General features: G+C 58.7%; 22 protein-coding genes, 1 tRNA gene and 1 pseudogene. 13 read left to right on the top strand and 11 right to left on the bottom strand.

From position 1 onward, the window contains the following. Together I2C21_RS16640 and I2C21_RS16645 are read left to right on the top strand one after the other, a co-directional pair. The coding region (locus I2C21_RS16640; protein ID WP_195279810.1) for an RNA dependent RNA polymerase at nucleotides 1-2396 on the top strand (2396 nt) is incomplete at its 5' end. Further along, nucleotides 2386-3258, top strand: a complete 873-nt coding sequence (locus I2C21_RS16645) for a hypothetical protein (RefSeq protein ID WP_195279811.1) — start codon at nucleotides 2386-2388, stop codon at nucleotides 3256-3258. The genes I2C21_RS16640 and I2C21_RS16645, both read left to right, overlap by 11 nt. Before the next feature lie 8 nt (nucleotides 3259-3266). Here the strand turns inward: I2C21_RS16645 and I2C21_RS16650 are convergent, their stop codons facing one another. The 9 genes from I2C21_RS16650 to I2C21_RS16690 form a co-directional block, all read right to left on the bottom strand. Further along, on the bottom strand, nucleotides 3267-3557 hold the full coding sequence (locus I2C21_RS16650; protein WP_193537446.1) for a DUF6809 family protein: 291 nt from the start codon (nucleotides 3555-3557) through the stop codon (nucleotides 3267-3269). Nucleotides 3558-3627: 70 nt separating this feature from the next. Further along, a complete protein-coding gene (locus I2C21_RS17870; RefSeq protein WP_193537444.1) occupies nucleotides 3628-3843 on the bottom strand; it encodes a M48 metallopeptidase family protein in 216 nt (71 codons plus the stop codon). 310 nt (nucleotides 3844-4153) lie between these two features. Then, a complete protein-coding gene (locus tag I2C21_RS16660; protein WP_195279812.1) occupies nucleotides 4154-5626 on the bottom strand; it encodes a CotH kinase family protein in 1473 nt (490 codons plus the stop codon). Between the two features lie 4 nt (nucleotides 5627-5630). Further along, entirely contained in the window at nucleotides 5631-6305 is a 675-nt protein-coding gene (locus I2C21_RS16665; RefSeq protein ID WP_193537440.1) for a DUF4956 domain-containing protein, read from the bottom strand. A 28-nt stretch (nucleotides 6306-6333) separates the two neighbouring features. Next, a complete protein-coding gene (locus I2C21_RS16670; RefSeq protein ID WP_286167343.1) occupies nucleotides 6334-7047 on the bottom strand; it encodes a polyphosphate polymerase domain-containing protein in 714 nt (237 codons plus the stop codon). Beyond that, a complete protein-coding gene (locus I2C21_RS16675; RefSeq protein WP_195279813.1) occupies nucleotides 7013-8101 on the bottom strand; it encodes a PepSY domain-containing protein in 1089 nt (362 codons plus the stop codon). The genes I2C21_RS16670 and I2C21_RS16675 overlap by 35 nt, the downstream gene beginning before the upstream one ends. A 172-nt stretch (nucleotides 8102-8273) precedes the next feature. Next, the gene (locus I2C21_RS16680) at nucleotides 8274-9236 is read right to left on the bottom strand and encodes an anti-sigma-I factor RsgI family protein (protein ID WP_195279814.1); all 963 of its coding nucleotides are present in this window, start codon (nucleotides 9234-9236) and stop codon (nucleotides 8274-8276) included. Beyond that, nucleotides 9233-9973, bottom strand: coding sequence for a sigma factor (locus I2C21_RS16685; RefSeq protein WP_195279815.1), 741 nt, complete (start codon nucleotides 9971-9973; stop codon nucleotides 9233-9235). Before I2C21_RS16685 ends, I2C21_RS16680 begins: the two co-directional genes overlap by 4 nt. A 337-nt stretch (nucleotides 9974-10310) precedes the next feature. Then, on the bottom strand, nucleotides 10311-12578 hold the full coding sequence (locus I2C21_RS16690) for a choice-of-anchor I family protein (protein ID WP_193537433.1): 2268 nt from the start codon (nucleotides 12576-12578) through the stop codon (nucleotides 10311-10313). A 731-nt stretch (nucleotides 12579-13309) separates the two neighbouring features. Between I2C21_RS16690 and I2C21_RS16695 the strand changes: the two genes are divergently transcribed. Then, a tRNA-Ala gene (locus I2C21_RS16695) sits at nucleotides 13310-13385 on the top strand. A gap of 158 nt (nucleotides 13386-13543) precedes the next feature. On the opposite strand, the gene I2C21_RS16700 is transcribed toward I2C21_RS16695, so the two are convergent. After that, a complete protein-coding gene (locus I2C21_RS16700) occupies nucleotides 13544-14170 on the bottom strand; it encodes a GNAT family N-acetyltransferase (RefSeq protein WP_186963332.1) in 627 nt (208 codons plus the stop codon). A 13-nt stretch (nucleotides 14171-14183) separates the two neighbouring features. Beyond that, the gene (gene rsgA, locus I2C21_RS16705; RefSeq protein ID WP_452617933.1) at nucleotides 14184-15194 is read right to left on the bottom strand and encodes a ribosome small subunit-dependent GTPase A; all 1011 of its coding nucleotides are present in this window, start codon (nucleotides 15192-15194) and stop codon (nucleotides 14184-14186) included. A 206-nt stretch (nucleotides 15195-15400) separates the two neighbouring features. Between rsgA and I2C21_RS16710 the strand changes: the two are divergent. From I2C21_RS16710 to I2C21_RS16755, 10 genes and pseudogenes are all read left to right on the top strand, one after another. After that, nucleotides 15401-15652, top strand: a pseudogene (locus I2C21_RS16710) (type VI secretion protein); the annotation flags it as partial. Next, on the top strand, nucleotides 15652-16848 hold the full coding sequence (locus I2C21_RS16715; RefSeq protein WP_195279816.1) for a hypothetical protein: 1197 nt from the start codon (nucleotides 15652-15654) through the stop codon (nucleotides 16846-16848). The pseudogene I2C21_RS16710 and the gene I2C21_RS16715, both read left to right, overlap by 1 nt. A gap of 14 nt (nucleotides 16849-16862) precedes the next feature. After that, the gene (locus I2C21_RS16720; protein ID WP_087295551.1) at nucleotides 16863-17120 is read left to right on the top strand and encodes a DUF6103 family protein; all 258 of its coding nucleotides are present in this window, start codon (nucleotides 16863-16865) and stop codon (nucleotides 17118-17120) included. Next, nucleotides 17117-17731, top strand: a complete 615-nt coding sequence (locus tag I2C21_RS16725; protein WP_087295553.1) for a hypothetical protein — start codon at nucleotides 17117-17119, stop codon at nucleotides 17729-17731. The genes I2C21_RS16720 and I2C21_RS16725 overlap by 4 nt, the downstream gene beginning before the upstream one ends. Next, entirely contained in the window at nucleotides 17728-18762 is a 1035-nt protein-coding gene (locus I2C21_RS16730; protein WP_195279817.1) for a hypothetical protein, read from the top strand. Before I2C21_RS16725 ends, I2C21_RS16730 begins: the two co-directional genes overlap by 4 nt. A gap of 230 nt (nucleotides 18763-18992) precedes the next feature. Beyond that, nucleotides 18993-19412, top strand: coding sequence for a hypothetical protein (locus tag I2C21_RS16735; RefSeq protein WP_195279818.1), 420 nt, complete (start codon nucleotides 18993-18995; stop codon nucleotides 19410-19412). A 3-nt stretch (nucleotides 19413-19415) separates the two neighbouring features. Continuing rightward, the gene (mobP3, locus tag I2C21_RS16740) at nucleotides 19416-21374 is read left to right on the top strand and encodes a MobP3 family relaxase (RefSeq protein WP_195279819.1); all 1959 of its coding nucleotides are present in this window, start codon (nucleotides 19416-19418) and stop codon (nucleotides 21372-21374) included. Between the two features lie 12 nt (nucleotides 21375-21386). Then, complete coding sequence (locus I2C21_RS16745) at nucleotides 21387-22292, top strand: DUF3991 and toprim domain-containing protein (RefSeq protein ID WP_195279820.1); 906 nt, start codon at nucleotides 21387-21389, stop codon at nucleotides 22290-22292. Between the two features lie 116 nt (nucleotides 22293-22408). Then, on the top strand, nucleotides 22409-24223 hold the full coding sequence (locus I2C21_RS16750) for a type IV secretory system conjugative DNA transfer family protein (protein WP_195279821.1): 1815 nt from the start codon (nucleotides 22409-22411) through the stop codon (nucleotides 24221-24223). After that, the gene (locus I2C21_RS16755) at nucleotides 24220-24477 is read left to right on the top strand and encodes a helix-turn-helix domain-containing protein (protein WP_193537420.1); all 258 of its coding nucleotides are present in this window, start codon (nucleotides 24220-24222) and stop codon (nucleotides 24475-24477) included. Before I2C21_RS16750 ends, I2C21_RS16755 begins: the two co-directional genes overlap by 4 nt. Nucleotides 24478-24723: the final 246 nt, after the last annotated feature.

The raw sequence follows: 24723 nt of genomic DNA on the forward strand, positions 1-24723 counted from the left end.
GGGAAGGCAGAGAGCCGGGAACCTTCTACCGGGCAGATACACTGGAAGATCTGGACATCACCTGCTTTGACGGCGTGTGCCTCATCTCCAAAGAGTACGCGGAGGTCGTGGACAAGGCCTGCTGCGGCAGCCACACCCACACCTCCTTCCAGATTCGGATGCCCTACATCAAGGGGATGCTCCATCAGGTGGATTTCAAGGACTTTTTGAAGCGTAGCGGAACCCAGACCATCGTGGACATCTGGGGCAAGGCGCACCCTGTCCGCAGTGTGGACATCATCCTCACCCGCAGTCAGTTCAAGGCCTACGGCTGGCTGCGGGAAAACAATATGACCTGGGAGGACTACTGGAATGCTTTTCGGGACTACAACCACGCCCTGTACATCACCAACCTGAGTAAGACGGAGCCAGAGAAACTGGTAGAACTCAATTATCAATTTCTCTCCACCCTCTCCATTCAGCCGGAGGAATTTCGCCCCGCCGACCTGCCGGAGGGCTGGGACCACAGTCCAGCGGATGATCCACGGCAATGGCTGACCAAGGCCACCGAGACGGCCTACTATAACTTTCGTGCCAATGAAGCATATCAGCAGGAATACTTTTGCCGGGGCCTGAACCAACCCAAGGGGAGCCACGCGCACATCATGGCCCGGGTGCTGGAGAAGAACCCGAAATTTATCCGGGAACCAATCTATGCGGAACAGCTGGACGGACAGGCCCGAAAGATCCTCCGAGGATATGCCGTTGGGCGGTTGCTGGTACCAGGGGACAACCGGTTCCTCTCCGGTGATCTGCTGGAACTGCTGCGGCAGTTGATCGCGCCCCGTGTATTCCAGTTGCCCGGTGAGCGGGACTTCTGCAATCAGGTGATGGGAGATTTCTTCGCGGAGGACAGCTTCTTTGCTCCCGGCGCAGCCTATGACCATGAGGACAGCTGTACTCTGCTGCGCAATCCCCACATTGCCCGGAACGAGGAATTGCAGCTGTCGGTGTATCCAGAGGGCGACGAACTGCGCCAGCACTACCTGGGCCACCTCACCGATGTGGTCATGGTGTCTGCTGACAGTTTGGCGGCGGAGCGGCTGGGCGGCGCGGACTACGACGGCGACCTTATCAAGACCATTGCCGATCCCATCCTGAACCGATGTGTGAAGCGGAATTATGACTACGATGTCCATCAGCAGCTCTCCAATAACGCCAACCTGCCCCTGCTGAAAATTCCATCCTTGTCCGCGCCCAAGTCCGACGCTAACGACTGGCAGGCCCGGTTTCAGACGGTGGAGAACACCTTTGCTGCCCGCATCGGACAGATCTGCAATGCCGCCCTGGACCGCAGCGTCATCGCCTACAACGACCACGCCGATCCGGAGGAGCGCAAGCGGTGCCGCCGGGACTTAGAGGCCCTGGCTATCTACAGCGGACTGGAGATCGACGCGGCCAAGACCGGTGTGCGGCCCAACCTGGATGAATTTCTGGGTGGGTGGAAGGTGAAGCGCACTCCTTTCCTCCAGTACAAATATCTGTTGGAGCGCGCGGAGGAGCGCCGCCGCGCTTGGTATGAGCCCACCCACCGTGAGCGGCTGGAGACCTTCTTTGCCGGGATCGACTGGGACCAGGTGGACTCCCCGGTGGAGCGTCTGCCCTGGCTGGCCCGCCAGCTGGAGCGCAACACGCCCAAGGTTCAGGAGAAACCGGCAAAGGACAGCGAGTTGTTCGCTTTCGCCCAGGAGCGAAGTTGGAAGAAGCAGCTGGATGAGAAAACACTTTCTTCTGTTTCTGCCTTGCTGTGGGACTACGAGCACTGCCTCTCCCGCATCCGGGCCTGCCGCGCCCCCGCCAAGGGACAGCAGCGGAAAACGGACATCGACCGCATCCTCTACGCCAGGGGACAGGAAGAAGTCTACGACAGCGACGAACTGTATGCCTTCTTCCAGCAGCTCTCCCCGGAGCGTATCGCCGCTCTGCGAAAGGCCATCGTAGACCAGCAGTGGCACCTGATGGCAGAAGGACAGAGAGAAACATTTCTGCGGGAGCATCTACCGGAGGCGGTAGACTACTATGATCTTCTGACCGATTTCCGCCACGGCGGGTTCCGTCTGCTGGGAGATCTGGTCTGTGACATCGACGATCTGGAGACGGCCCGGGAACGAAAGCAGTTCCGCCGCCCGGCGGACTCCCCGGCCTTCCAGAAGATGATGGAGGCCTATCTGTCTGCCCCCTTCAGCGGCAACGAGCGGGCCGTGGTGTCCAAGGTCTGCCGCAAGCTGCTGGACAAAATCGTCTGGCCCAGCCTGGCGGTGCCCTATGTGGTGGCTCTGGGTAAGCGAAGCCTGCTGTGGGATCTGCTGCCGGACCACATTGAGGAACATGTTCTGGAGGTGGACCATGCTGAATGAGTGGAAGGAATTTCAGGCATACACCGGTGCGGTAAACTACACCGCTCGGAACAAGCAGGACACCACCTACCTGGGCCGGTTCACCTTCGACACCATTCTGGACTTTGAGGGGCTCAACCGGGTATTGACCATCCTGGCGAGAGGGTTTCTGTTTCATAACGAGGATGGCAGCCCCGCCGAAGCGCCCCGGGAGCGCATCGACTATGCCAAGCGGGGCCTGTGTGCTTGGTGCAGTGTGCCGGACAACAAAAACGCCACGCCCCGGGAGGCGTGGCAGTTCGGCAGTGATTTTGGAAAACTCCATGGGGAGTTTCCCGGCCTTGCGGATAAAAACGGCAGCGGGTGGTTCCATAGACATGTGCATCGGGTGGTGGATTTTGTGCGGGAAAATCCCGAACGGGTATCCAGCAGCGCCCAGAAAAAGTGTGCTGCCATTGAGAAAGGCTTTGACCGGGCCTGGCGGGACAAGGTGATTCAGATGCAGATCCCCCTGTTCGCCCCCACCACTAAGGGACAGTGGGGCCTGCGGTTTGATAGTTTTCTGGCCCAGGCGCTGGAGCTGGGGCCGCTTCGGGATGAGGAGCGGTCACTGCCGCCTGAATTAGTAGAACAACTCCGCGCGCTCACGCCCAAGGGGGTTCCCGTGGAGATGGTGGAGACGATGGTGTCCTACTACCTCGCCAACAAGCCGGAGGATTCCGACTGGGTGGTGCTTCCGGTGGCCAACTTCGACGCGTACTTCGGAACCACCAGCTTTGGGCGGAAGTATCTGAAACAGATCCCGGAGATCATTCTGGAGCGCTCCGAAACTGGCTTTGGACTGTGTCGGTATCGGTTGGGCGGCACCCTTGCCATTCAGTAGGGATAGAATCAGGCATCCATCTCCGCCTTTTCTTCCGAAGATGGATGCCTGTCTATCTCAAAGTGATTCAGTTCGTATGCCATTTCCCACGCCAGACGGAATCCGCAGATAAAGCTGTCCACGGAGCGTTGCTCTATCATCAGGTTCTGGGCGTCGATGATCTGCAGCACCAGTTTACGCTCCGGCTTGTCCAACCGCTCAATGAGCTGCCGGTGGCAGGTCTCAACTTCCTGTTCGGATTCCACCATAGGCAGAGGGGTGTAGAATTTGTCGTACAGCAATCTCAAAGTTTCGTTCATGTGCCCCGCCTCCTTGTAGCAAGACACAATAGCACAGGTTAAGGAAAATAGCCAGTTCTTTGCGGATATTTTACAACCAGAAAGTTGCGCTTTTATCCAGGGTCTCTTTCCTCTGTTTCCAGTCCGGCATCAGCATCGTTAAGAACGCATAGAACTGCTTAGAATGATTTGGGTGAACGAAGTGGCAGAACTCATGCATCACGACATATTCGATACAGTTGAACAGAGCTTCTAACAGCCTCTCATCCAGTGTAACAATCCCCTTTGGGGCAAATGAGATGCCCATCGTGTCACTATATTTCGAATTCGGAACACTGAAATCAGCACGCGATATTTATCAAATACGGGATATCAATGATGTCAAAAAACAGCTTCAATCCCCTTTCCTTCTCGCAGCGATCCTCATAGTGATAGCGGAATTTCATCACAAATTGTAGCTGTTCCGGGGCTGCACAAATCCCTAATTTCTCCGACAATTCACAAATTGCCGCCTTCATCGGACCTTTACCGACAAAAACATGACCAGTTGCCGATGTATCATACTTGCCGGGATTAGAATCTTTATCCAGCTTCTTATCGAAAACCCAAGCAATTATTTACCGAGCAGCTGACAATATGAGCCGTCTCCTTCTTGTGTTTGCTATCGCCATGGCCCTGTCCTGCCGTCCCTTGGCGGCCTCCAGGTCGTCAAAATCACCCAGCGCCCGCAGATCCAAATGGGAGGCATCCACCCCGGCGCCGGGATGCTCCGCCTGCTGGGACATGGTGATGGGATAGCGCCCCTCCAGCTGCCCCCGGATGCTCTCCCAGCGCAGGCGGCACACCTCCAGCAGGGTGTCCACCGCCAGCAGGTGGTCCTCATAGGAGCAGAAGGCGGTGGGGTCCGCCTCCACATAGGGGGCGATCATGGCCTGGGTCTGCCGGATGACCGCCTCATACCGGCCGCTCTGGAAGTACTCCGAGAGCAGCTGGCGGAAATAGGCGTGGTAGCGGGCAAAATAGTCGTCGTTTTTCATCAGGTTGTGATACAGGGGCCGCTCCAGCATGACCTCACCCCGTGCGGGGGTGTTCACCGGCCAGTTGAGGAGCACATTGGGGTCCCGGATGGGATCGGTCATCCCCAGGGCATAGGTGCCGAAGGCCAGGTTGTAGTCCCAGGGCAGGATGGAGAGCATCCCATCCTCCTCATAGAGAAAGTAGTTGTGCCCGGTGTGGCCCAGATAGCTGTCCCAGTTCATGACGAACACCTGGACGGTAAAATACCGCAGCACCTGGTCCACATTCACCGCCGTCTCCAGGTTTTCCCCCGTGGACAGTACCCGCAGGGCCTCAATGAGCCGCGCCTGGTCCGCCCCATCCACGTCAAACTTGGCGTTGTCAAAGAGGTTGGGGTAGCTCCCGGGGTCATCGCCGATATACCTCAGAGCCACGTCGGCGTTTTCCGCCCGGAGGGAGCGGTAGTCCGGCTTGTAGAGCTGGCCGTGGTCCGGCCCAAAGTTCCGCCGGGCAAAGGCCTCCTCCGGCTCCTCAATGGCCAGGAACAGCCCCCAGGGCTGGCCGTTCACCGTCACCCAGGTATAGCTGCACAGGGGCGCGGGCACCTCCATGAAGGCCATCATGTCATAGACCAGGTAGGTCTTGAGATAGCTGTTGTCCTGAAAGGAGGCGTCCAGAGAAAATTTGTCCAGGCCGTAGTAATTGCCGCCGTCCACATAGTGGTCGAATTCCAGCTTCAGGCTGTACCGGGACAGGCCGTACTCCTCCGTCAGCCGGAGGGAGTTGTTGCCCTTGGCCCGCAGACCCACCTGGTAAAATTCCTCCCCGTCGATGACTGCGGTGCAGGGGACATAGACCTCCGCCGGTGCCTCCGCCACAAACTGCCCCCAATCCTCCACCCGGAGATCCACCGTATGGACGCGGCCGTTGTCAAAGAGCCGATAGGCGTACCCCGGCGCGGAGCTGGCAGCCGGAAGGCCCAGGGCCTCCCCGAAGCAGAGCAGGCCGGTGAGGGCCAGGGCCAGCAGAGCCACCGCGGCGCAGATAAAATTGATGTACCGGTGGCGGATCATGGCATCACCCCATGTAGTCCCCGTTGTAGGAGACCAGCACCACGTTTCCCACACCCTCCATGGTCCCCAGCTCATTGACAAACGCCGTGTCAGCCTCCCGCAGGCGCACCTCATAGTTCAGCTCGATCTGGCCGGGCGAGACACTCTTGCTCTTCAGATTCAGCCGCCGCACCCGCGCCTCCACCAGGGCCCGCACCTGTCCCTCCACATCCTGATCGGTGCAGTGGACCACCAGGATGTAGGGGGACTCCCCGTTCTTCTGCCGGGAGAACACCAGCAGCACAATGCCCACAAAGAGACTGCCTGCCACCGCCAGGGGAATGAGCCCCGCCGCCAGCACGATGCCCGCCGCGATGGACCAGAACAGGAAGGCGATGTCCATGGGCTCTTTGATGGCGGTGCGGAAGCGGACAATGGACAGGGCACCCACCATGCCCAGGGAGAGGACGATGTTGCTGGTCACCGCCAGAATCAGCAGGGTGGTAATCAGGGTGAGGGCAATGAGGGTCACTCCAAAGCTGGGGGCGTACATGACGCCGGCATAACAGGTTTTATAGACCAGGAAAATGAACAGGCCCAGGCAAAGGGCCAGCGTCAGGGCGATGGCGGAGTCCAGCAGGGAGACTGCGTCCAGCCGTTCCAAAAAGCTGGATTTGAAGATATCCTGAAAGGTGTTCATGGGCAGGCCGCTCCTTTTCTGTATTGATTTAGTCAAACCGTCGGCACAGGGCGTATTTTGAACAGGCCCCTGCCCGCCGGTCCGGCGTCTGGACCGCCAGGCGCACCAGGTCGGGAAGAAATGCGTCGTACTTGACCTCCAGCACGGTCACCCCGTCCAGCGGTTTGAGGGGAAACCCGGCGGGGGAGAGGAAGCCGGCACTGTCCCCGCAGGTACGCAGGTTTCGGTCCAGGGTCACCCGGACGTTTCCGGGGGCGTACAGGAAGGCCTCCCGGTCGTAGCACACCACCGTCCTGGGCCGCAGCAGCGTGCCCCGCAGCTTGTGGTACAGCTCAGCCAGCAGCGGCTCCCCCCGCTCCAGAAGGAAGGCGTCCTCTCCGGCCAGCAGCCGCTCCGCCTCCTGCAGGGTCAGACGGGCGGAACGCTTGCCGCACAGTCCGTTTACCTTGTACTTTTTTTCCAGCTTGAGGAATGCGGGGCTGGCTCCGTAGTACCGCAGGCGGAATTTCTCCCGCCGGTCCACCCCGTCCAGCTTTTCCCGGAGAGCGGTGTCGTAGGGCGTGTCGAAATACAGGCTGGTCACCCGGTAGGAGCCGTCCGCCCCGGCGTGACCGTCCCGGGGAAAGAGTTTCCTCAGCCGGTGGGTAAGCACCAGATCCTCCTGGGGAGCGATCTGGTGCTTGAGCTCGTGGCGCAGACGGAGGGGCTCAGTCGTCCCAGCCGTCATCGTCATCATCGTCATCGTAGTCGTCCCGGTCATCGTAGTCGGTGTCCTCGTAATCGGTGACGCCGTCCGCGTTGGGACCGTAGTCCGTGTCGTCATAGTCGGTGATGCCGTCGGCGTTGGGGCCGTAATCCGTGTCGTCATAGTCGGTGATGCCGTCGGCGTTGGGGCCGTAATCCGTGTCGTCATAGTCGGTGATGCCGTCGGCGTTGGGGCCGTAGTCGGTGTCGTCGTAGTCGGTGATGCCGTCGGCGTTGGGGCCGTAGTCGGTGTCGTCGTAATCAGTCACGCCGTAATCGGTGATTCCATCGCTGCCGGGACCGTAGTCGGTGTCGTCATAGTCCTGGAACTCCGCATCCATTTCCGTGACCTTGCCGGTGTAGGCGTCTACCTCATACTCGTACTCCACGCCGTCCAGGACGAACTCCACCTCGTACTCCCCGTCGTCCAGGTCGTATTCCTTCTCCACAAACTGGAGGTCATCCCGGCCCAGCTGGGTAGAGAGGATGCTCTGGGCGGCGGAGGCATTGATATAGCCCTTGTCGCCGTATGCGTCGTCGTAGTCGTCCTGGTCCAGGGTCACCGCCTGAGAGCCGATCTGGTCGGTCTCCACCACCAGCCGGACCGCCTCGGCCAGCTGGTTGAGGAACTGGTCGTTGGGGTAGGCGGAGCCCCGCTCCAGCTTCAGGACGATGTTCTTCTCATGGCCGTCCACGGTGGCGTCAAAGTAGCCGCCGGCATGGATCTGATCCACCAGCTCACCCACTACGGTGGTACAGGGTTTCCCCTCATAGCCGGTGTAGCCGGCCAGCACTGCACGGCCGTCATCGTTCAGGGCGTTCAGAGCCACCACGTTGCCGTCGTCGTCATAGTCCATCTCGATCTCTGGATTCACGCTCAGAAGTACGGTGCCGATGCTGCCGCTGTTCTCCTCCTGAAGCGAGGCGGTCTGGCCGGAGGTCTGGGGGAGGGAGGCCGTTCCGGCGCTGTTCCCGCAGGCACTCAGGGCGGTCATTGCCAGGGCGGCAGTCAGGGTCAGGCCCAACAATTTGGTGTGGAAGTTCTTTCTCATTTCATTCATCTCCTTAAAAATAACAGCTGTGTTGTATATTCTGATTTTAGATTACGGAGCTGCAGTTTAAAAACCGGGGTCACTAAACTGATTTTTTTCTTTCTTTTGTTTACACAGGGAGGATACGGCGGCCGGCCTTGAAAATCGGGGTCGCGGAGAAAAATTTTTTGCCTCAATCGTCCTCGTCCTCATCCTGGTCATCCCCGTCATCATCCCAGCCGTCATCGTCGTCATCCGGGACGTCATCCTCCGGATCGTCGTCATCATCCGGCTCCTCATTCGCCGGATCGTCGTCATCCGAATCGTCATCATCCTGCTCGTCGTCCCGGTCCTCATAATCGGTGACGCCGTCACTGTAGGCCCCGTCGTCGGGAGGCTCATAGCCGGTTATTCCGTCCGCCTCCGGGCCGTAATCGGTGTCCTGATAGCCGGTCGTCCCGTCGCTGCCGGGACCGTAGTCGGTGTCGTCCTGGTCAGCAGGGGGAACTGCCGGTCCGGGGGTTGGCTCCGGATCCGGTTTGCTGGCCGGCGGCGTCACCGGGATGACCACCTCGGTGGCCGGCGGCTGGGTTGACGGGGCGCCGATCTGAATCACGATGGTCTCCCCGTACCGCTGTTCCAGATCCTCCCGGGCCTCCTGCTCCTCCCGGGCCTGCCAATCGGTGTCGGAGCTGGTGACGGTGATGGACACCGTCTCCCCGCCGGAGAGGTAGCCCAGGTCAATGGCCCGCTCCACCAGCTCCTCGGTCACGTCCTTCCGGTCCTTGCCGTTATAGTCATAGCCCTCGATCAAAACCCGGCCGTCATCGTTGAGCCCCTCCAGTTCCAGCACCCGGTCGGTGCGGCTGAGGGTGAGCTCCACGTCGGGGTTAATTTGGATGCGCAGCGCGCCGTAGGGAGTGAAATTGGGCTGGTAATAGCCGAAGAACACCAGGCAGAGGCAGGCGGCCAGGCCCGCCAAGCCGGACAGGGGCTTCCACAGGGCGGGCCGTTTCTCCTGCGGCCTGCGCAGCTCCACAATGTTCTCCACTCTGTCCCCCACCTGATAGCGGAGGTTGGCGGCCTTCAGAAACCGGCCTTCCTCATCCAGTACCACCGCATAGGCCGGGTGCACTTCCATCACCAGATAGTTCATTTCATGCTCCCTCCCTTCGCCGGGGCGATCTGGCACAGGTGTCCCCGGATGATCTCATAGCCGTTGGTAAAGGCCAGCAGGATGGCTACCAGGTACTTCCGGTGCCGCTCCATGGTCTTTTTATCCGTACCGGAGCCCACCGCCAGTTCATTCATAGGCAGCTTGCCTGTGTCCTCCACCCGCTTCAGCAGTTCCGGGCGGGATCGGGCAAAGTCCAGCACCCGGCGGCAGGCGGCGAAGGTCCGCTCCTGCCGGGGGCAGTTGTCCGCCACATCGGAGAAGGTCAGCCCGAACCGGGCCAGCTTCTCCGAGAACTCCTGGATCTCCTGCCGGTCGGCAGTGCGCACCGCATACTCCTCCGCGTGGTCCGCCCCATCCGGGATGGTGTCCAGCAGTTCGCCGCCGTCCTCCTCCCCGCCCAGGGGGGTGTGGAGGGAAATCACATTGCCGCGGCGCTTCTCCGTCCGGCAGTGGTCGATGAGCCGGTTCTTGATTGCCCGGGCGGCGTAGGGCAGGAAGGCGCCCCGGTTCTTTTCGTAGGCCAGCACCGCCTCGTAAAAGGCCAACATGGCGATGCTCAGCTCGTCCTCGTGTCCGTTTTCCGGGGCGGTGTGGATAAACTTTACCGTCTCCGAGCGGATGAATCCCATGTACTGACGGATCAGGGCGTCCGCCGCCTCCGAATCTGTCTTGGCCGCCTGCACCTGGGCCGCGATGTCGTGCTCTGTGCGCACCATTGCTATCCCTCCATCCCCCTCCAGCAGAAGGATACGAAGCCGATGCCGGATTTTCGGGGTCATAGCAGAATTTTCAAAGGGCAGAAAAAACTATTGTAAAGTTTAGCAACTGTGTGGCGGGCGTGCGACCACCTCAGTGTCAAGTTTATGTCAAATCTATGTAAAGAGACGGCATGGGGAAGTTTGTCTGGAAGGGGGGACAGCATGCTTGGGCCGCTTCACCCGGACAGGAGGAATCTTCCGCTGGCGCACCAATCTGCGGAACTGGCCTATGATACAAAAAACCGAGGCTGAGGGATACAAGATTCCCTCCTGCCTCGGTTTTTATGCTTTTTCCTCAGCCTGCCATTTGGGACAGTACCAGCAGAGCCTGGGCAGTCTGTGCCCGGGTAGCGGTCTGGCCGGGGGCCAGGGTATCCGCAGCAGTTTCGGTGAGCACGCCAGCCTCTACCGCCCAGGTCATGGCCTCTACTGCGTAGTCAGAGATCTGGGCGAAGTCGTCAAATGCTCCAATAGCCATGCCGTTCTGGTTGGTGTCATAATCCTTGTACTGAGCGTAGCGGTAGAGCATGACAGCCAACTGCTCCCGGGTGATGGGATCGTCTGGGCCAAACAGACCGCCGCCGTAGCCGCCTGCGATTCCATCAGACACAGCCCAGCGGACGGCCTCGCCATAGCTGGCCGCCGGGTCCACATCAGAAAAGTTCATCAGATAGTTCACCGACGGACGCTCCTCCAGTTCCCACAGGGCCGCAACTGCCTGGCTCCGGGTCAGTGTTCCGTTGGGGTCGAACCGATCCCCGCTGATGCCGGACATCAGGCCGTTTTCATAGACATAGCGGACTGCCTGAGCGTCCTGTTCCTCCACGTCGGTGAAGGGCAGGACAGAGAGCGCCTCGCCGCCCACCTGGTAGACGGCCACGGTGCCGGACACCTCGCAGGCAGCCAGCAGCAGTGCCTTGCCGGTGGGGCTGGCAGAATCGCTCAGGAACAGCAGGCCTTCGGGAGCCACGTCGCCTCCGGTAACCCACTTGTCCAGCTCTCCGTCCTCGTACTCCTGGGAGCCCTCCACCACGGAGGAGAAATCACGGGTGTTGATGTAGTTCACATACTGAGCGGCAGTGGGCTCTGTCACATCATAGACCATGAGTCCGCCGGTACGCTCCAGAGCGACGAAGGCATAGGTGCGGCCATCCACCGTTCCCACGGTGACACTCTCGGCCTCCGAGCCCTTTTTACCGGAGCGGTCGTCCAGAACGGCGTTGTCGTTGGAACAGTTGTAGTAGTCAGGGAGATACTGGGCAGTGAGGGCCTCAAAGTCATCTCCGCTGGTGAAAACCTCGGTGATGCCGTCTGCGCGGACCTCGTAGATGGTGAAGGTGCGGCCGCCGAAGAGGTAGTCCTTACTGCTGTCCAGTCCGTCAAAGTCCTCGGACTTGAAGAAGACCACTTTACCGGTGAGGTCCGAGTTCTCTGCTGTGATGGCCCCAGTGGGAGAGGCGGCGCCCTCATCGCCGAAGTCCCGCTCGTCCTCATTGAGGTAGAAGGTGCCAAGATCCTCGTCGCCCCACTCCCGGGCGTCGCCTTCATTGGCGGTGACCAGGTAGGTGCGGCCGTCCGCCTGGAAGGCGGCGATGGCGTCGGGCATCCGAATACCCATCAGGCTGCCATAGGTCTTGGGTGCATAGGCGTCGTCCTTCTTGTCCACGTCGACGGGGGTGACGCTATAGTCCTCAAAGCCTGCGGAGTAGATCCCGTCAAAGGTCCGGGAGGCCAGGTCCAGTACAGCAATGGCGTTGTTCTCCTGGAGGGTAACATAGGCCTTGCTGCCGGAGACTGCGATATACTCCGGTTCCAGGTCGGTGGAGGGGGCCACGCCTTTCTTCAGCACCACACCGGAAGCGGCCAGCGTGTCCCGCTGGGCATCGAAGGTGTCAAAGCCCACCACTTCACTGGTGAGGGCGGATACGTTCACTACGGTGACCGAGCCCCTGGGGTCGGCGATCCCCTCCCCGTAGCCCTCCCGGGGCTCGCCCTCGTTGGCGGTGAGGACGGTGTTGTTGTCGGCAAAGGTCACCATATCCGGCTGCACGCCCGTCTCTACCAGCCCCTTCAGGGTCAGAGAGCCATCCCCATTGCAGGTAAAGAGAGCCACCCGGCCGGCATCGTTGTACCCCTCTGCCTGAAGGGCAGCAGCCAAGGTGGTTTTGTCCGGGGAGACAGCCACCGATGTCATGTCCCCGTAGCAGAAGGAGCTGTCTGCCGCCTCCACCAGGGCTTTGACATCGATATCCGTGCCGCTGAGCTGGACCACGCCGGTACCGGCGGTAAGGTTATTCAGGGGGATAGCTGCCAGCAGGCCGCTTTGACCGTTGATGGCGTAGGCGAAGCCGTTGGCCTGGCTATAGGCCACGATCTCCATAACACCGCCGTCCACATTGAATTGGCCGGATGTGTACCGGGCAATTTGAGTCAGGTTCAAGGGGGTGTTGCCGTTTTCATACCCGGCGGTTGGGCTGGTGCTCGCCGCGGCCGCGGGTACCACAGCGCCCAGTTGGAGTGCCAGGGCCAGGACAATGACCGCCGGCCGTCTTATTTTTCTCATATTGCTTCCTCCTGCGGATTTTATTTTGGACAGGGAACGGGGGGTTCTTCCAATTTAATTTAGTATAGTCTCACCGTTGTAAAATCCGAAAGAAGGGATATGTAAAATTCTCGCGGCAAACCCTTTTCTTCTTCGATTTCGTGATGAAATGCCGCCTGCAGCAATGGTGAGAATCTTCCCGCGAGGCTGAAAAGGACACATGGCGGTCCTGTCATCCGGCAGAACTTCGTCTTACAACTGTGCGCGGAGCAGGATGCTCTGCTGAGAGTTTTCCTGCTCCAGGGTGGGGACCAGACCCTCCGCGGTATCAAGTATGAACTGAATGCGACCATATCCGCCAGACCTCCGCGGCCATTATGCACCAGGATCTCCCTTGCCCGAAAGCGGATCAGGTACACCGCTGTTGCATACAGGTCAAAACATAGTTCAGAAGCAGGGATGCCTCGTCGGAGCCTGTTGTATCTTCCAGAGAGACCTATCGGAACGATCAGAACCGGGGCGCCATTTTTATTACTGCTCGCCCAGTATTTTCATCAGACCATACACCGCAGTCCGTGGGCAGAAAACTTGCCACTTTGCGAGCGCACTACATTCGCATCCATATGAAACCTCATCCCACGGCTCGGGTTCCCTTCCAATTTAGTAGTCCGATTTTCTGGACTTACCCCTCAAAATTGAATATCTCAAAAATCCGTTTTTCATAACTTTTTTGATTGAAAAATTGTCAATATGGGCCTGTAGCGCAGTTGGGAGCGCATCACATTCGCATTGTGGGGGTCGTCGGTTCGAATCCGATCAGGTCCACCAAAACTGGAAATCGCCGCAGTGAAAACTGCGGCGATTTCTCATTTGACCACAGAAATACCACAGACGGATTTCTGCTTTGACCACTTGGCGGGCACTCCCGAGAGGGAGTGCCCGCCTTTTTTGTTTTCTACGGCGCAGAATTTGAGGGGCTTCTTCCCTCAAAACAGCTGCCCTGGCAGCTTCAATTTTTCCTTGGGTGGGAAGCTGCAATCAAATTCCTCCGCCGCGGACTCGTCCACATAGTAGCCCTTTGGCGTGTGGTAGACGCCAGTGATACCGTCCAGAAAACCGGGCTGGAGTTCTTTTAGCAGAACATAGGGGACAATCTCCTGTTCCGGTTCCCCGTGGTAGCGGATGCCTTTCGTCCCAGCCACCACAAAGCCGGACTTCCCGTAGAAGTCGATGTTGCCCTCAATGCACAGAGCCCCGGCACCCAGTTCCTCGGCCAACTCCATGGAATAGTCCAGCAGATACTTGCCCAGGCCTTGCCGCTGCAGGTCGGGCCGGATGCTTATGGGGCCAAAGGTCATCATGGGGATCTCCCGGCCGTCGTCGGCCACGATCTTAGCCCGCATATATAGCACATGGCCTATGAGCTCCCCGTCCCGTTCCATGACCAGGTCCAGCTCCGGTACAAAGTCCGGATCCTCACGCAGCACATGGACCACATAGTGCTCCAGGCAGCCAGGGCGGTACACATTCCAAAAGGCTTCCCGGGTCAAATGTTCTACGGCAGCGTGGTCTATCTGCGTTTCCCGGCGGATGATGATATTCTCTTGCTTCATACGTTTGTCCTCCTTACATCTCTCCGCCGGGGAATTTGCCATGCTTGCGCTGATTGTGTTCTTTAGCAAACCGCCGGGCCTGCTTTATGCCGCCCACTTCCCTGAACATACGCTCCGCCTTTTTGACCTCAACTTCCTTGCTGCTCAGTCCGTCATAACCGCTCTCATGCTCCAGTTTGCGATAGCTGTCCAGCCGTCTCTGATCCAACCGTCCCTGTTCCACCGCTGCCAGGACAGCACACCCCGGTTCGTTGGTATGGGTGCAGTCCCGAAACCTGCAATGTTGGGCCAAGTCCTCGATCTCCCCAAAGGCATGGGAGAGGTCCGCGCTCTCAGCCCCCATCTCCCGCATACCGGGTGTGTCGATCACCACGCCGCCTAACGGGCAGGGAAACATTTCTCGCCCGGTGGTGGTGTGCCGTCCTTTGTCTCCCTTGCCGATCTCCTGAGTGGAAATAGCCTGCGCGCCCAGCAGGCAGTTAATGAGGGTGGATTTTCCCACACCGGAGGAGCCGATAAACGTACAGGTCTGTCCTTTGGCAAAATAGGGCGCAAATTTGTCGCGGATATCCTCATCAAACATGGACAGCGTCAGAATATCCGAAAAACAGGAGATGGCCTCCACCTGAGAAACCGCCTGTGCAATGTCCTCACACAAATCCGCCTTGGTCAATACAATGACCGGCGTTGCCCCACTGTCCCACGCAATGGATAAATACCGCTCCATACGGTTCAGGCTGAAATTCTGGTTGAGGGACATGCACAAAAAGACCACATCCACATTGGATGCCACAGGCTGAGCCTGACCGGACACGCCAACTGCTCTTCGGACAAACAGGCTTCGTCTCCGCAGCACCCGGTGGATGACCGCCAGTCCACACTCCACCGTCACCATGACATAGTCGCCAACATTGGGGTATTGGGCCAGTTCCTCTGTCTCATACCGAAGTTTGCCGGATACCTCCGCCAGCAGTTCCGCCTGCTCGGTCACGATCTTATACTTTCCCCGGTATTGGGCGGTCACTCTGGCCAGTATCTCTTTCGGATATAAAGTAGCTTCTGCTAAAAAGCGTTCGGAAACGCCATACCTTTTCAGTTGATGCAATGTAATAACCTCCATTTTGATCGTCTTCACATATCCAGACGGAAGGAGGTCTGTACCGATTACTTCGTCACACCTCCTTCCATTCTTACAATCTCCATTTTCTTTGTGTTCATCATAAAAACACAGACCAGGAGGGCGTCCGCGAGATGACCAAGCCCCTGTTCAGCATCCCGCCTCACCAGCTTCTGTTCAACGCCGGCTCCATCGACAAGCGGTCCTACATGGATATGCTCCAGCTGGAGGAGTCGGAATACAATCTCATCAAGTTCCCCCAGCGCGGCGTCTGCCTGTACAAGTGCGGCAATGAACGATACCTGCTGGAGGTTCACGCCCCGGCCTACAAGGAAAAACTCTTCGGAACGGCAGGTGGTCGCTGATGGCTGTTTCTGCTGCCGCGGTGGCCAAGGCCGCCGCCATGCTGCTTACCAACGAAAAGGCCCGGAAAGGTGTGGGCTGGATTCTGGTGGCAGTCTTTTCACCAGTCATCCTTTTGATCACCCTGCTCTGCGCCATTGGCTCCGGCGGGGCGGAGCATAACAACTATTCGGTGGAGGCATGCTTCTACGGAGCGGAATTCTCCGCAGAAGTTCCGGCGGAGTTCCGATATCACATCGAGGAAATGCGCTCGGCCTTTTCTCTTCTGGATTCGGCGGTGTCCTCTGCCAATGGGCAGATGGACAGCGGCAACAGCCTTGACCCGATCAGAGTCAAGGCTGTTTTTTATGTCCTCTGCTTTGGGGACGACGCCCCGTCCACACGGGCGGCGAACAGCTTCGTGGGGTGCTTCTACACTACTGAAACCCGAACCCGAACCGTGGAAGTGACCCTGGAGGACGGGACCACAAGTACAGAGGAAGAAGAATACACCGTCGCGGTGCCTGTCTCTCTGACCCAGGCCTACGCCAATCTGGAAACCCATCTGGGCAGAGAGATCACGGAAGATGACAAGAGCAACATCGACCATATCTATACTATGATCGCAGGGAGCGCCGGGGGCGGCAGCTACAGCGGCGAGTATCTCAGAGGGGATGGGAGCAGCATAGAGCTGGACATCTCCGCCTTCACCGATCCCACCACCAAGAACGCCGCAGACCTTGTGACCTACGCCATCCACGCCTGGGAGTCCGGCTGGGGCTATGTCTGGGGAACATACGGCAGTGTCCTCACCGATTCGCTCTTCGCCTACAAGCTGGAGCAGTACCCTGATGGCGTCGGCAGCTATGCGGACTTCATCCGTGCCAACTGGCTGGGCGGCAGAACCACAGACTGCGTGGGCCTGATCAAAGGGTACGGATGGCTCAATCCCGACACCATGACCATTGAGTATGGGACCAACGGGATGCCGGATCTTGGTGCCAACCAGATGTACTATAACGCCTCAGTATCCGGAACCATCGACACCATGCCGGATATCCCCGGCCTCGCTGTCTGGCATGACGGCCACATCGGCGTGTACATCGGTGACGGTTATGTGATTGAAGCTATGAATACCAAAAAAGGTGTGGTGAAAACAAAGCTGGAGGGTCGGGGCTGGACCCACTGGCTGCAGATCGAATACATCAACTATGACTGAGAAAGGAAGTGCCAATGAAGCAAGTGAACCTGACCATCACCTTCGACGAGGAGAAGCTCTCTGCGCTCAAACGCTATATGGGCAAGAAGGAGCTTGACCTGGATCGTGAGATGACGGATGCGCTGGTGAAGCTCTATGAAAAATATGTGCCCGCCCCTGTGCGGGAGTATATCGATGAGAGCGATGTAAGCGCCGCCGCTCCGAGCAAGCCCCGGCGCAGCCCGAGAGCCGCCGCACCGAAGCCTGACCAGGAACCGGAGGTGATCCAGTGAACAAAGATGAGATCGCCATGGATTACAAGAAGGAGCTGAAGAAGCGGATCAGCGCCGACTATGAGCGCCGGGTCAAGCAGTGGATGGCGGCCGATCCCTCTCAGCTGATCGATGCCGCTGAGGAGATCACCGCCGCACGGTTGATCCACGACAATATCGAGGACGCCATCAATGAGGAGGACGCCAGATTTCTGCTGGGGCTGGACGAGCCGCTGGATGAGCTGGCAGACCGCTGGATTGCGGAGAATGGTCTGGATGCCTCCCATGGTGAGGAGCTGCTCCACTGCGTCTGGACACTTCGGGAGGATCTGACTGATGACGCAGGCCCACGCACGGTTCGTGATTTCCTGGCCACCCATGTTGGCGGCGTCTTTTCCCTGATGACTCCGTGCGGCTTTGTGCCTCTGACCGCAGCCCAGGCGGAAGGACTGATGAGCGGCCAAAGTGCTGCGGCGCATCCCGGCGTGCCCGGTATCACGATGTCGCTCTCTGCCGACGATCTTCTCAGTCAGACGGTCAACAGCGCCAACTACGCAAACGGCGTGTGGCACCTCCTGACCGAGTACCCTGAGATGAAGCAGTGTGGGCCGGAAATGGGAGGAATGCAATGAGGGGCCGTGAGATCACACTCTGGCTCGACGAGCGGTGGTACGACGCTCTGAGCAAACAACTGAAGGGGGAAACGCTGGAGGAGCATCTGGAGAATATCCTTGATGAAATGTGCAACCAGCTTCCTCAGCGGGAGTACGAGCGCATCAGCCATGAGCTCTGGGCAGAGCAGCAGGCGGAGGAGGAGGCTCGGGAGGCCGCACGGCGGTTCGCCGTCTTTCATGTCACGGAGAACGGCAGCTCCGATTATATTCTGGCCGAGGAAAAACTTGAGCTGCTCTCGACCGCCCGACGGCTGCGCAGCTACATCCGCAAGCCGCCCGACGAGGCGCCCCACCGCTTTGTCGAAACGCTGCTGCACACCCAGCGAATCTCTCAGGAGGCGTTCAACTCCTACGTGTCGGAGCGGCTGGACAACACCGGCCGGGTGGTGGGTGCCTACGACATCGACCTCGACAGCGGCGATATGGAAGCCGTCAGCATCATGGATGGCTGGAAGCGGTTCAGAATCCGGGATGTAAGCACCGCCGCCTACTTCGCCATGAAGAAAGGAAACGCCGCGCCGGATGAAAGGTGGCGGATCTTCCTGGACCGTCTGGAGGAGAGGGCGCTCAACCAGGAGCCGGAACCGGAATACCTCACCGGCAGCCGGCGGCTCTGCGCCGAGGACATCTCCTTCGCCGAGGACATTATTCAGAACGACAACCTGCTGGAGTTCTACATGGAAGTATCGTTCAATGCGGATCAAGTGTTCGGAACTGATGTCTGCACCTCCGAGAATGACGACTGGCTGAACATCTATGCCAACTACGATCTGGATGCCCGTCGCGTCTGTGACACGCTGGAGGTGTATCTGCAGCGTGGCAACGGCGACGAGGAGGCATTCAAGTACCGGCTCAGCGCCGAGGAGCAGGCTTTGCTCCTCCCCAAGATGAACACCTACTGTCAGGAGCACTGGGGCCAGAGTCTGGAGGAGTGCAATGCAGACTATCTGGCGGAGCAGAGCCAGGAACTCCCAGAGATGCAGATGTAGCCCCCGTTGCCCCCTGTGAGCCGCTGTGTGCGGCTTTCAGCGGCCAGTCGACCGTGTACCCCTCCAGAGGGAAACAGGCGGGATTTGGGCCGCTTTCCAAGGGAGCGGGAAGCTGACGAAAGCAAAGCAGGAGAAAGAGCCGGGGACAATGCCGCCCCCGGCTCTCCCACTTCTGCCCGCAGTGCGGGCAGTTTCCGGCTTTTCGCAGCGGGGACTTGACGAAAAAAGGAGTGGTTTTACTGAAGTCCGAAAGCAGAAAAACGAAGAAGGGGTTCTGGATCTCTGAGGATCTGGACGAGAAGGTAGACATCTACCTGCGCCTCGACAACTGCGCCAGCCGGAGCGAATTCGTGGAGAATGCGCTCCGGTTTTACATCGGCTATCTGAACACGAAGAACGCCGGCGGCTTCCTGCCCGAAGCACTCTCCGCCATGCTCACCGGCACCCTGGACAATTTCGCCGGACGCATGGGCTCGCTCCTGTTCAAGCAGGGCGTGGATCTCAATGTGCTGGGGCAGATCATCGCCTACGACACCGACATCGACGAAGGCGAATACCAGCGCCTGCGGGGACGCGCCATTCGGGATATGAAGCGCACCAACGGACGCATCTCGTTCAAGGACGCCCTGGACTTCCAGAGGTCGGTGTAACCCATGGCGAAACTCGTACAGAAAAGCGGCTACATCAAATCCGAAAAGGCCGGCGGGTACATGAAGTACATCGCCACCCGCGAGGGTGTGGAGAAGCTGACCGGAAATGGTCCCGTCACCAAGGGCCAGCAGGAGCTGATCCAAAAGCTCCTGCATGATTTCCCTGATGCCGTGGAGCTGTTCGAGTATGAGGATTACCGCAAGGCACCTACCCTTGGTACCGCATCAGCTTTCATCACCATGGCGCTGGATGCAAACCTCCATGAGATAAATTCAGAGAGCGGATATATGTCCTACATTGCCACCCGCCCCCGTGTGGAGCGCCGCGGGGCCCATGGCCTGTTCAACTCCGCCGCCGCAGTAGACCTCGACGCAGCCATGTCTGAGCTGGAAGCCCATGACGGAAATGTGTGGACCATCATCTACTCCCTGCGCCGTGAGGATGCTGCCCGGCTGGGGTACGACAATGCGGACGCATGGCGCGGCCTGCTCATGATGCACGCACAGGATCTGGCCAAGGCCATGAAGATACCGGCTGATCACTTCCACTGGTATGCGGCCTTCCACAATGAGGGGCATCACCCCCACATCCACATGATGGTCTGGTCAGACGATCCGAAGGAGGGCTTCCTGACCAGGGAAGGCATTGCGGCCATGCGCTCCAAGCTGACCAACACCATCTTCCGGGATGAGATGATCCAGATCTACGAGCGGAAGGATGTTGCCTATAAAGAACTGATCGAAGCGTCGCAGGATACCATGCGGGAGCTGATTCAGAAGATGGAGCATCAGCTCTGCGACAACCCTGTCATCGAGAAGCAGATGCGCCAGCTGGTGCAGGCGCTGGAAACCACCACCGGGAAAAAGCAGTATGGCTATCTGAAGAAACCGCTCAAAGCATTGGTGGACACCATCGTGGACGAGCTGGCCCGGCAGCCGGAAGTAGCAAAGTGCTATGAAACCTGGAATCAGATCCGGGATGAGCTGAACGAGTGCTATGGCAGCCGTACACCGCGGGAGCATCTCCCGCTCTCTCAGCAGAAAGAGTTCCGCCGGATCAAAAACGATATCATCCGGGAGGCCGAGAACATCCGCCTCGGCCTCCCGACTTTTGAAGATGAGAAGATGCAAGATGAGCCGGAGCCGGAGGCGGCACATGAGGAGCAGCGATCCAGCAGCGTATATGAACAGGCTCGACGCTATCGTGCCGCCAAAACAATCCTGCGGGATGTCTATGCGCTGGACGAGGAACACGCCGAAGCTGTCCGAGCGCTGGAGCAGCTCTGGGCGGATGGATACACGGTGGCGGCGCATCAGCTCGGCAAGTTTTATCGGGATGACCTCTCCACCATGCGGGATCATGAAAAAGCGGAGCGTTGGTTTCGCTTATCCGCAGAGGCCGGAAATGACTTTTCGGCATACGCACTCGGGAAGCTCCTGCTCTCTCAAAAGCGCACCGATGAGGCGGTGCGCTGGCTGGACAAGGCCGCCGGGCATGGGAATCCGTTTGCCCAATACCGCCTTGGGAAGCTCTGTCTCACCGGTGAGTCCGTAAAGAAGGATGTGAGAAAAGCTCTGGAGTACCTGACTGCCGCCGCCAGACAAGGAAACCCGTTTGCTCAGTACACACTGGGCAAGCTGTATCTCCTGGGCCGGGATGTGGAACAGGATCGGGAGCAGGCCAGGGATTGGTTCACCCGCTCCGCTGCCCAGGGCAATGCGTATGCTCAATTCTTCCTTGACCGCTTTGACCAGTTCCGAGATCCGTCCGTCATGCTGGCGGCAACCAAGCTGCTCCATCACATGAGCCGGATCTTCCGGGACAATTCCATGCCGCCTCGCAATCCGGCAGGGATTCGCATTGATTCCAAACGGCGCAAGCGGCTGACGGAAAAGCGGATGGCCATGGGCCACAAGGCGGATGATCATGAGGAGCAGGTATCCTATCAGCAGACCATGTAACAGGAGGAGCCTATGTCGACCTACATTCATTTCACGGAAGAACAGAAGCAGCGAGCCGCCTCCGTTGATCTGGAGGAGTTCCTCCGCTGCCGGGGCGAAAAGCTCCTTGCCTCCGGCAGAGAGAAACGGCTGGCCCGTGACCATAGTGTCACCATCCGCGGCAACGAGTGGTACGATCATGCCGAGGAGCGGGGCGGCCACGCCGTCAGCTTCGTGCAGCGGTTTTATCACCTCAGCTATCCGGAGGCGGTGACCATGCTTCTGGGGGGCGAGCTGCGAACGGTTTATCCTTCTGCCGAAGAACGGGTTGAGGAGCCGCCCAAACCCTTTGTCCTTCCGCCGGCCAATTCCAATATGCGCCGGGTCTATGCCTATCTGGTCAAGCACCGGAATATCGACCGGAGTGTTGTGGCGCACTTTGCCAGAGAGAAGCTGCTGTATGAAGACGCCGATTACCACAATGCGGTTTTCGTGGGTACGGATGAAGATGGCGTCCCCCGCCATGCCCACAAGCGCAGCGCCAACAGCTTCGGCAAAGCCTTCCGGCTCAATGTGGAGGGCTGCGATCCCCGCCACAGCTTCCACCACATCGGCAGAGATGAAAGCCTCTATGTGTTCGAAGCTCCCATCGATATGCTCTCCTACATCACGCTCCATCCGGAGGGCTGGCAGAGCCACAGCTATGTGGCCTGCTGCGGCACCTCCGTTCAGCCGGTGCTGAAGCTGCTGGAGCGGCAGCCGCAAATCAATACGGTCCTGCTCTGCCTCGACAATGACGAGGCTGGCCACCTGGCCAGCCGGCGCATGAAGGAACAGCTGGCAGAGAGGTACACGGTGGAAAGGCTCATTCCCGCACACAAGGATTGGAATGATGATCTGACCGCTGAGGAACCGTCCTACGCACAAGTCATGCAGTAAATAACAACAACGCACACCACTTCCTGTTCGCCCGAAGTAGGCCGTAACAAGAGTGATGTGCGTATTCAGAAGTATGGAACCGAGCAGGAAGTGGTGTGCCCTGAAAGGGGTTAACCATGCCACACCAAGTCCTGATTTTGTTGGCCGCCGGCGGGCTGATGTTTCTGGTCATCGGCTGTCTGGCCGCCTTGTCCCACTACTACACTCTGAGCGGGATCAAATCCAAAACGGTCGGCGACGGCCAGCACGGCACCGCGAGATGGGCCACAGCCAAAGAGATCCGGCAGACCTATGCCCATGTCCCCTTCGAGGTGAAGAAATGGCGCAGCGGCCAGAACCTGCCCACGGAGCAGGGGCTGGTACTGGGATGCAAGGGCAAGAAGGGCGAGCTCACCGCTCTGGTGGACAGCGACGATATCCACTGCCTCATGATCGGCGCTTCCGGTATCGGCAAGACCGCCTATTTTCTCTATCCGAATTTGGAGTACGCCTGCGCCAGCGGCATGAGCTGGCTGGCGCTGGACAGCAAGGGCGACCTGGCCCGAAACTACGGAACCATTGCCAAAGAACGCTATGGGTACCATGTATCAGTTATCGACCTGCGAAATCCCACCCGCTCAGACGGAAACAATCTGCTGACGCTGGTCAACCGGTATATGGACATTGCCCGGAATGACCCGAACAATCTTGCGGCCCGCGCCAAGGCCGAGAAATACGCCAAAATCCTGTCCAAGACCATCGTCAACCCGGACGGTGATGACAGCAACCGCGGCCAGAACGCTTTTTTCTACGATGCGGCGGAAGGTCTGCTCACCTCGGTCATCCTGATGCTGGCCGAGTTCCTGCCGCCCGATAAAGACCACCCCCAGGAGCGCCGGCATATCGTCTCCGTGTTTAAGCTGGTACAGGATCTGCTGGAACCCAGCCGGGTCAAGGGAAAGAGCCACTTCCAGCTCCTGATGGCAAAACTGCCGCCTGATCATAAGGCGCGGTGGTTTGCCGGCGCCGCCCTCAACAGCGCCGAGCAGGCCATGGCCTCCGTCATGTCCACCGTGCTGTCCCGTTTGAATGCGTTCCTGGACAGCGAGCTGGAACAGATCCTTTGCTTTGACAGCGCCATTGACGCTGAGAAGTTTGCTTCGGAGAAGTCTGCCATCTTCCTGATCCTGCCGGAAGAAGACACAACCAAGAACTTCATGGCCGGTCTCATGATCCAGAACCTGAGCCGGGAGCTGTTCGCTGTGGCCGATGAGAACGGCGGCAAGCTGAAGAACCGGGTGGTGCTTTTCTGTGACGAATTCGGCACCATGCCCCCGTTTGATATACTGCCCCTTTTCTCCGCTGGACGCTCTCGCCGGTTAACGCTCGTGCCGATCATCCAGTCCTTAGCGCAGCTCGAAAAAAACTACGGGAAAGAGGGCTGCGAGATCATTCAGGACAACTGCCAGGACACCATCTTCGGCGGCTTTGCACCCAACAGCCAGACCGCCGAAGTGCTGTCCAAAGCCCTGGGCAGCCGCACCGTCCTCTCCGGCTCGGTGAGCCGGGGCAGGAACGATCCCAGCCAGAGCCTGCAGATGATGGAGCGCGCCCTGCTGACGCCCGACGAGCTGAAATCCATTCCCAAGGGCAGCTTCATCGTCATGAAAACCGGCACACATCCTATGCGGACCCAGCTCCAGCTTTTCCTGAATTGGGGCATTACCTTCGGAGAGCCGTATGTGGTGCCGGAGAGAGCCAACCGAGCAGTGGCCTATGCCAACCGGGTGGATCTGGAGCGGAATCTTCCGCAGCTCAGTGAACCGGAGGAGATGGATGAAAGCCGCGGCTATGCGGTATCCAGCCGGGGTGGAATCGCCCACACTCCGGCTCAGGAGAGAGCCGTAAAAAGAGGAAAACAGATGAAGACATTCGGAGAGGAGGAACGATGAGTTACTTCGGAACGATTTACGCCGACACCGAGCTACCCTCCAGAGCAATGGCGGTCTATATGTACCTGCGTGACCGCTCGGATGCCGATGGAAAGTGCTGGCCGGGCATCAAGACCATTGCCTCGGACATGAAGCTGTCCCGCTCCACGGTCAAGCGGGCGCTTCACGATCTGGAGCAGCACGGATACCTGAAAAAGGCTTCCCGCCAAAGAGCAAACGGGAGCAGCACTTCCAATCTTTATACCGTGAAATAAAAGAGAGAGTGGTTTGTACCAAAATGCAGTACAAACCACTCTCTGAGAATCAAAGGGAATTTCAAAATCTTCCGCCAAGGGAGATTTGCGCCCATTTGCTGGACCCAGGGGCGGTTCATTGTGAACCACCCAGAAGGACTCACTCTATCAGAGATTTAGGTCAGAGAAAAGACTAAAATGGTACCTATAGAAAGGACAGTACTCTGACAAAAAAGCACGAAAGACAGACCAGAGATTGACAGTGGT

This window comes from Clostridium sp. J1101437_171009_A5 (assembly GCF_015547905.1).
In the GTDB taxonomy this organism is placed as follows: domain Bacteria; phylum Bacillota; class Clostridia; order Oscillospirales; family Oscillospiraceae; genus Pseudoflavonifractor_A; species Pseudoflavonifractor_A gallinarum.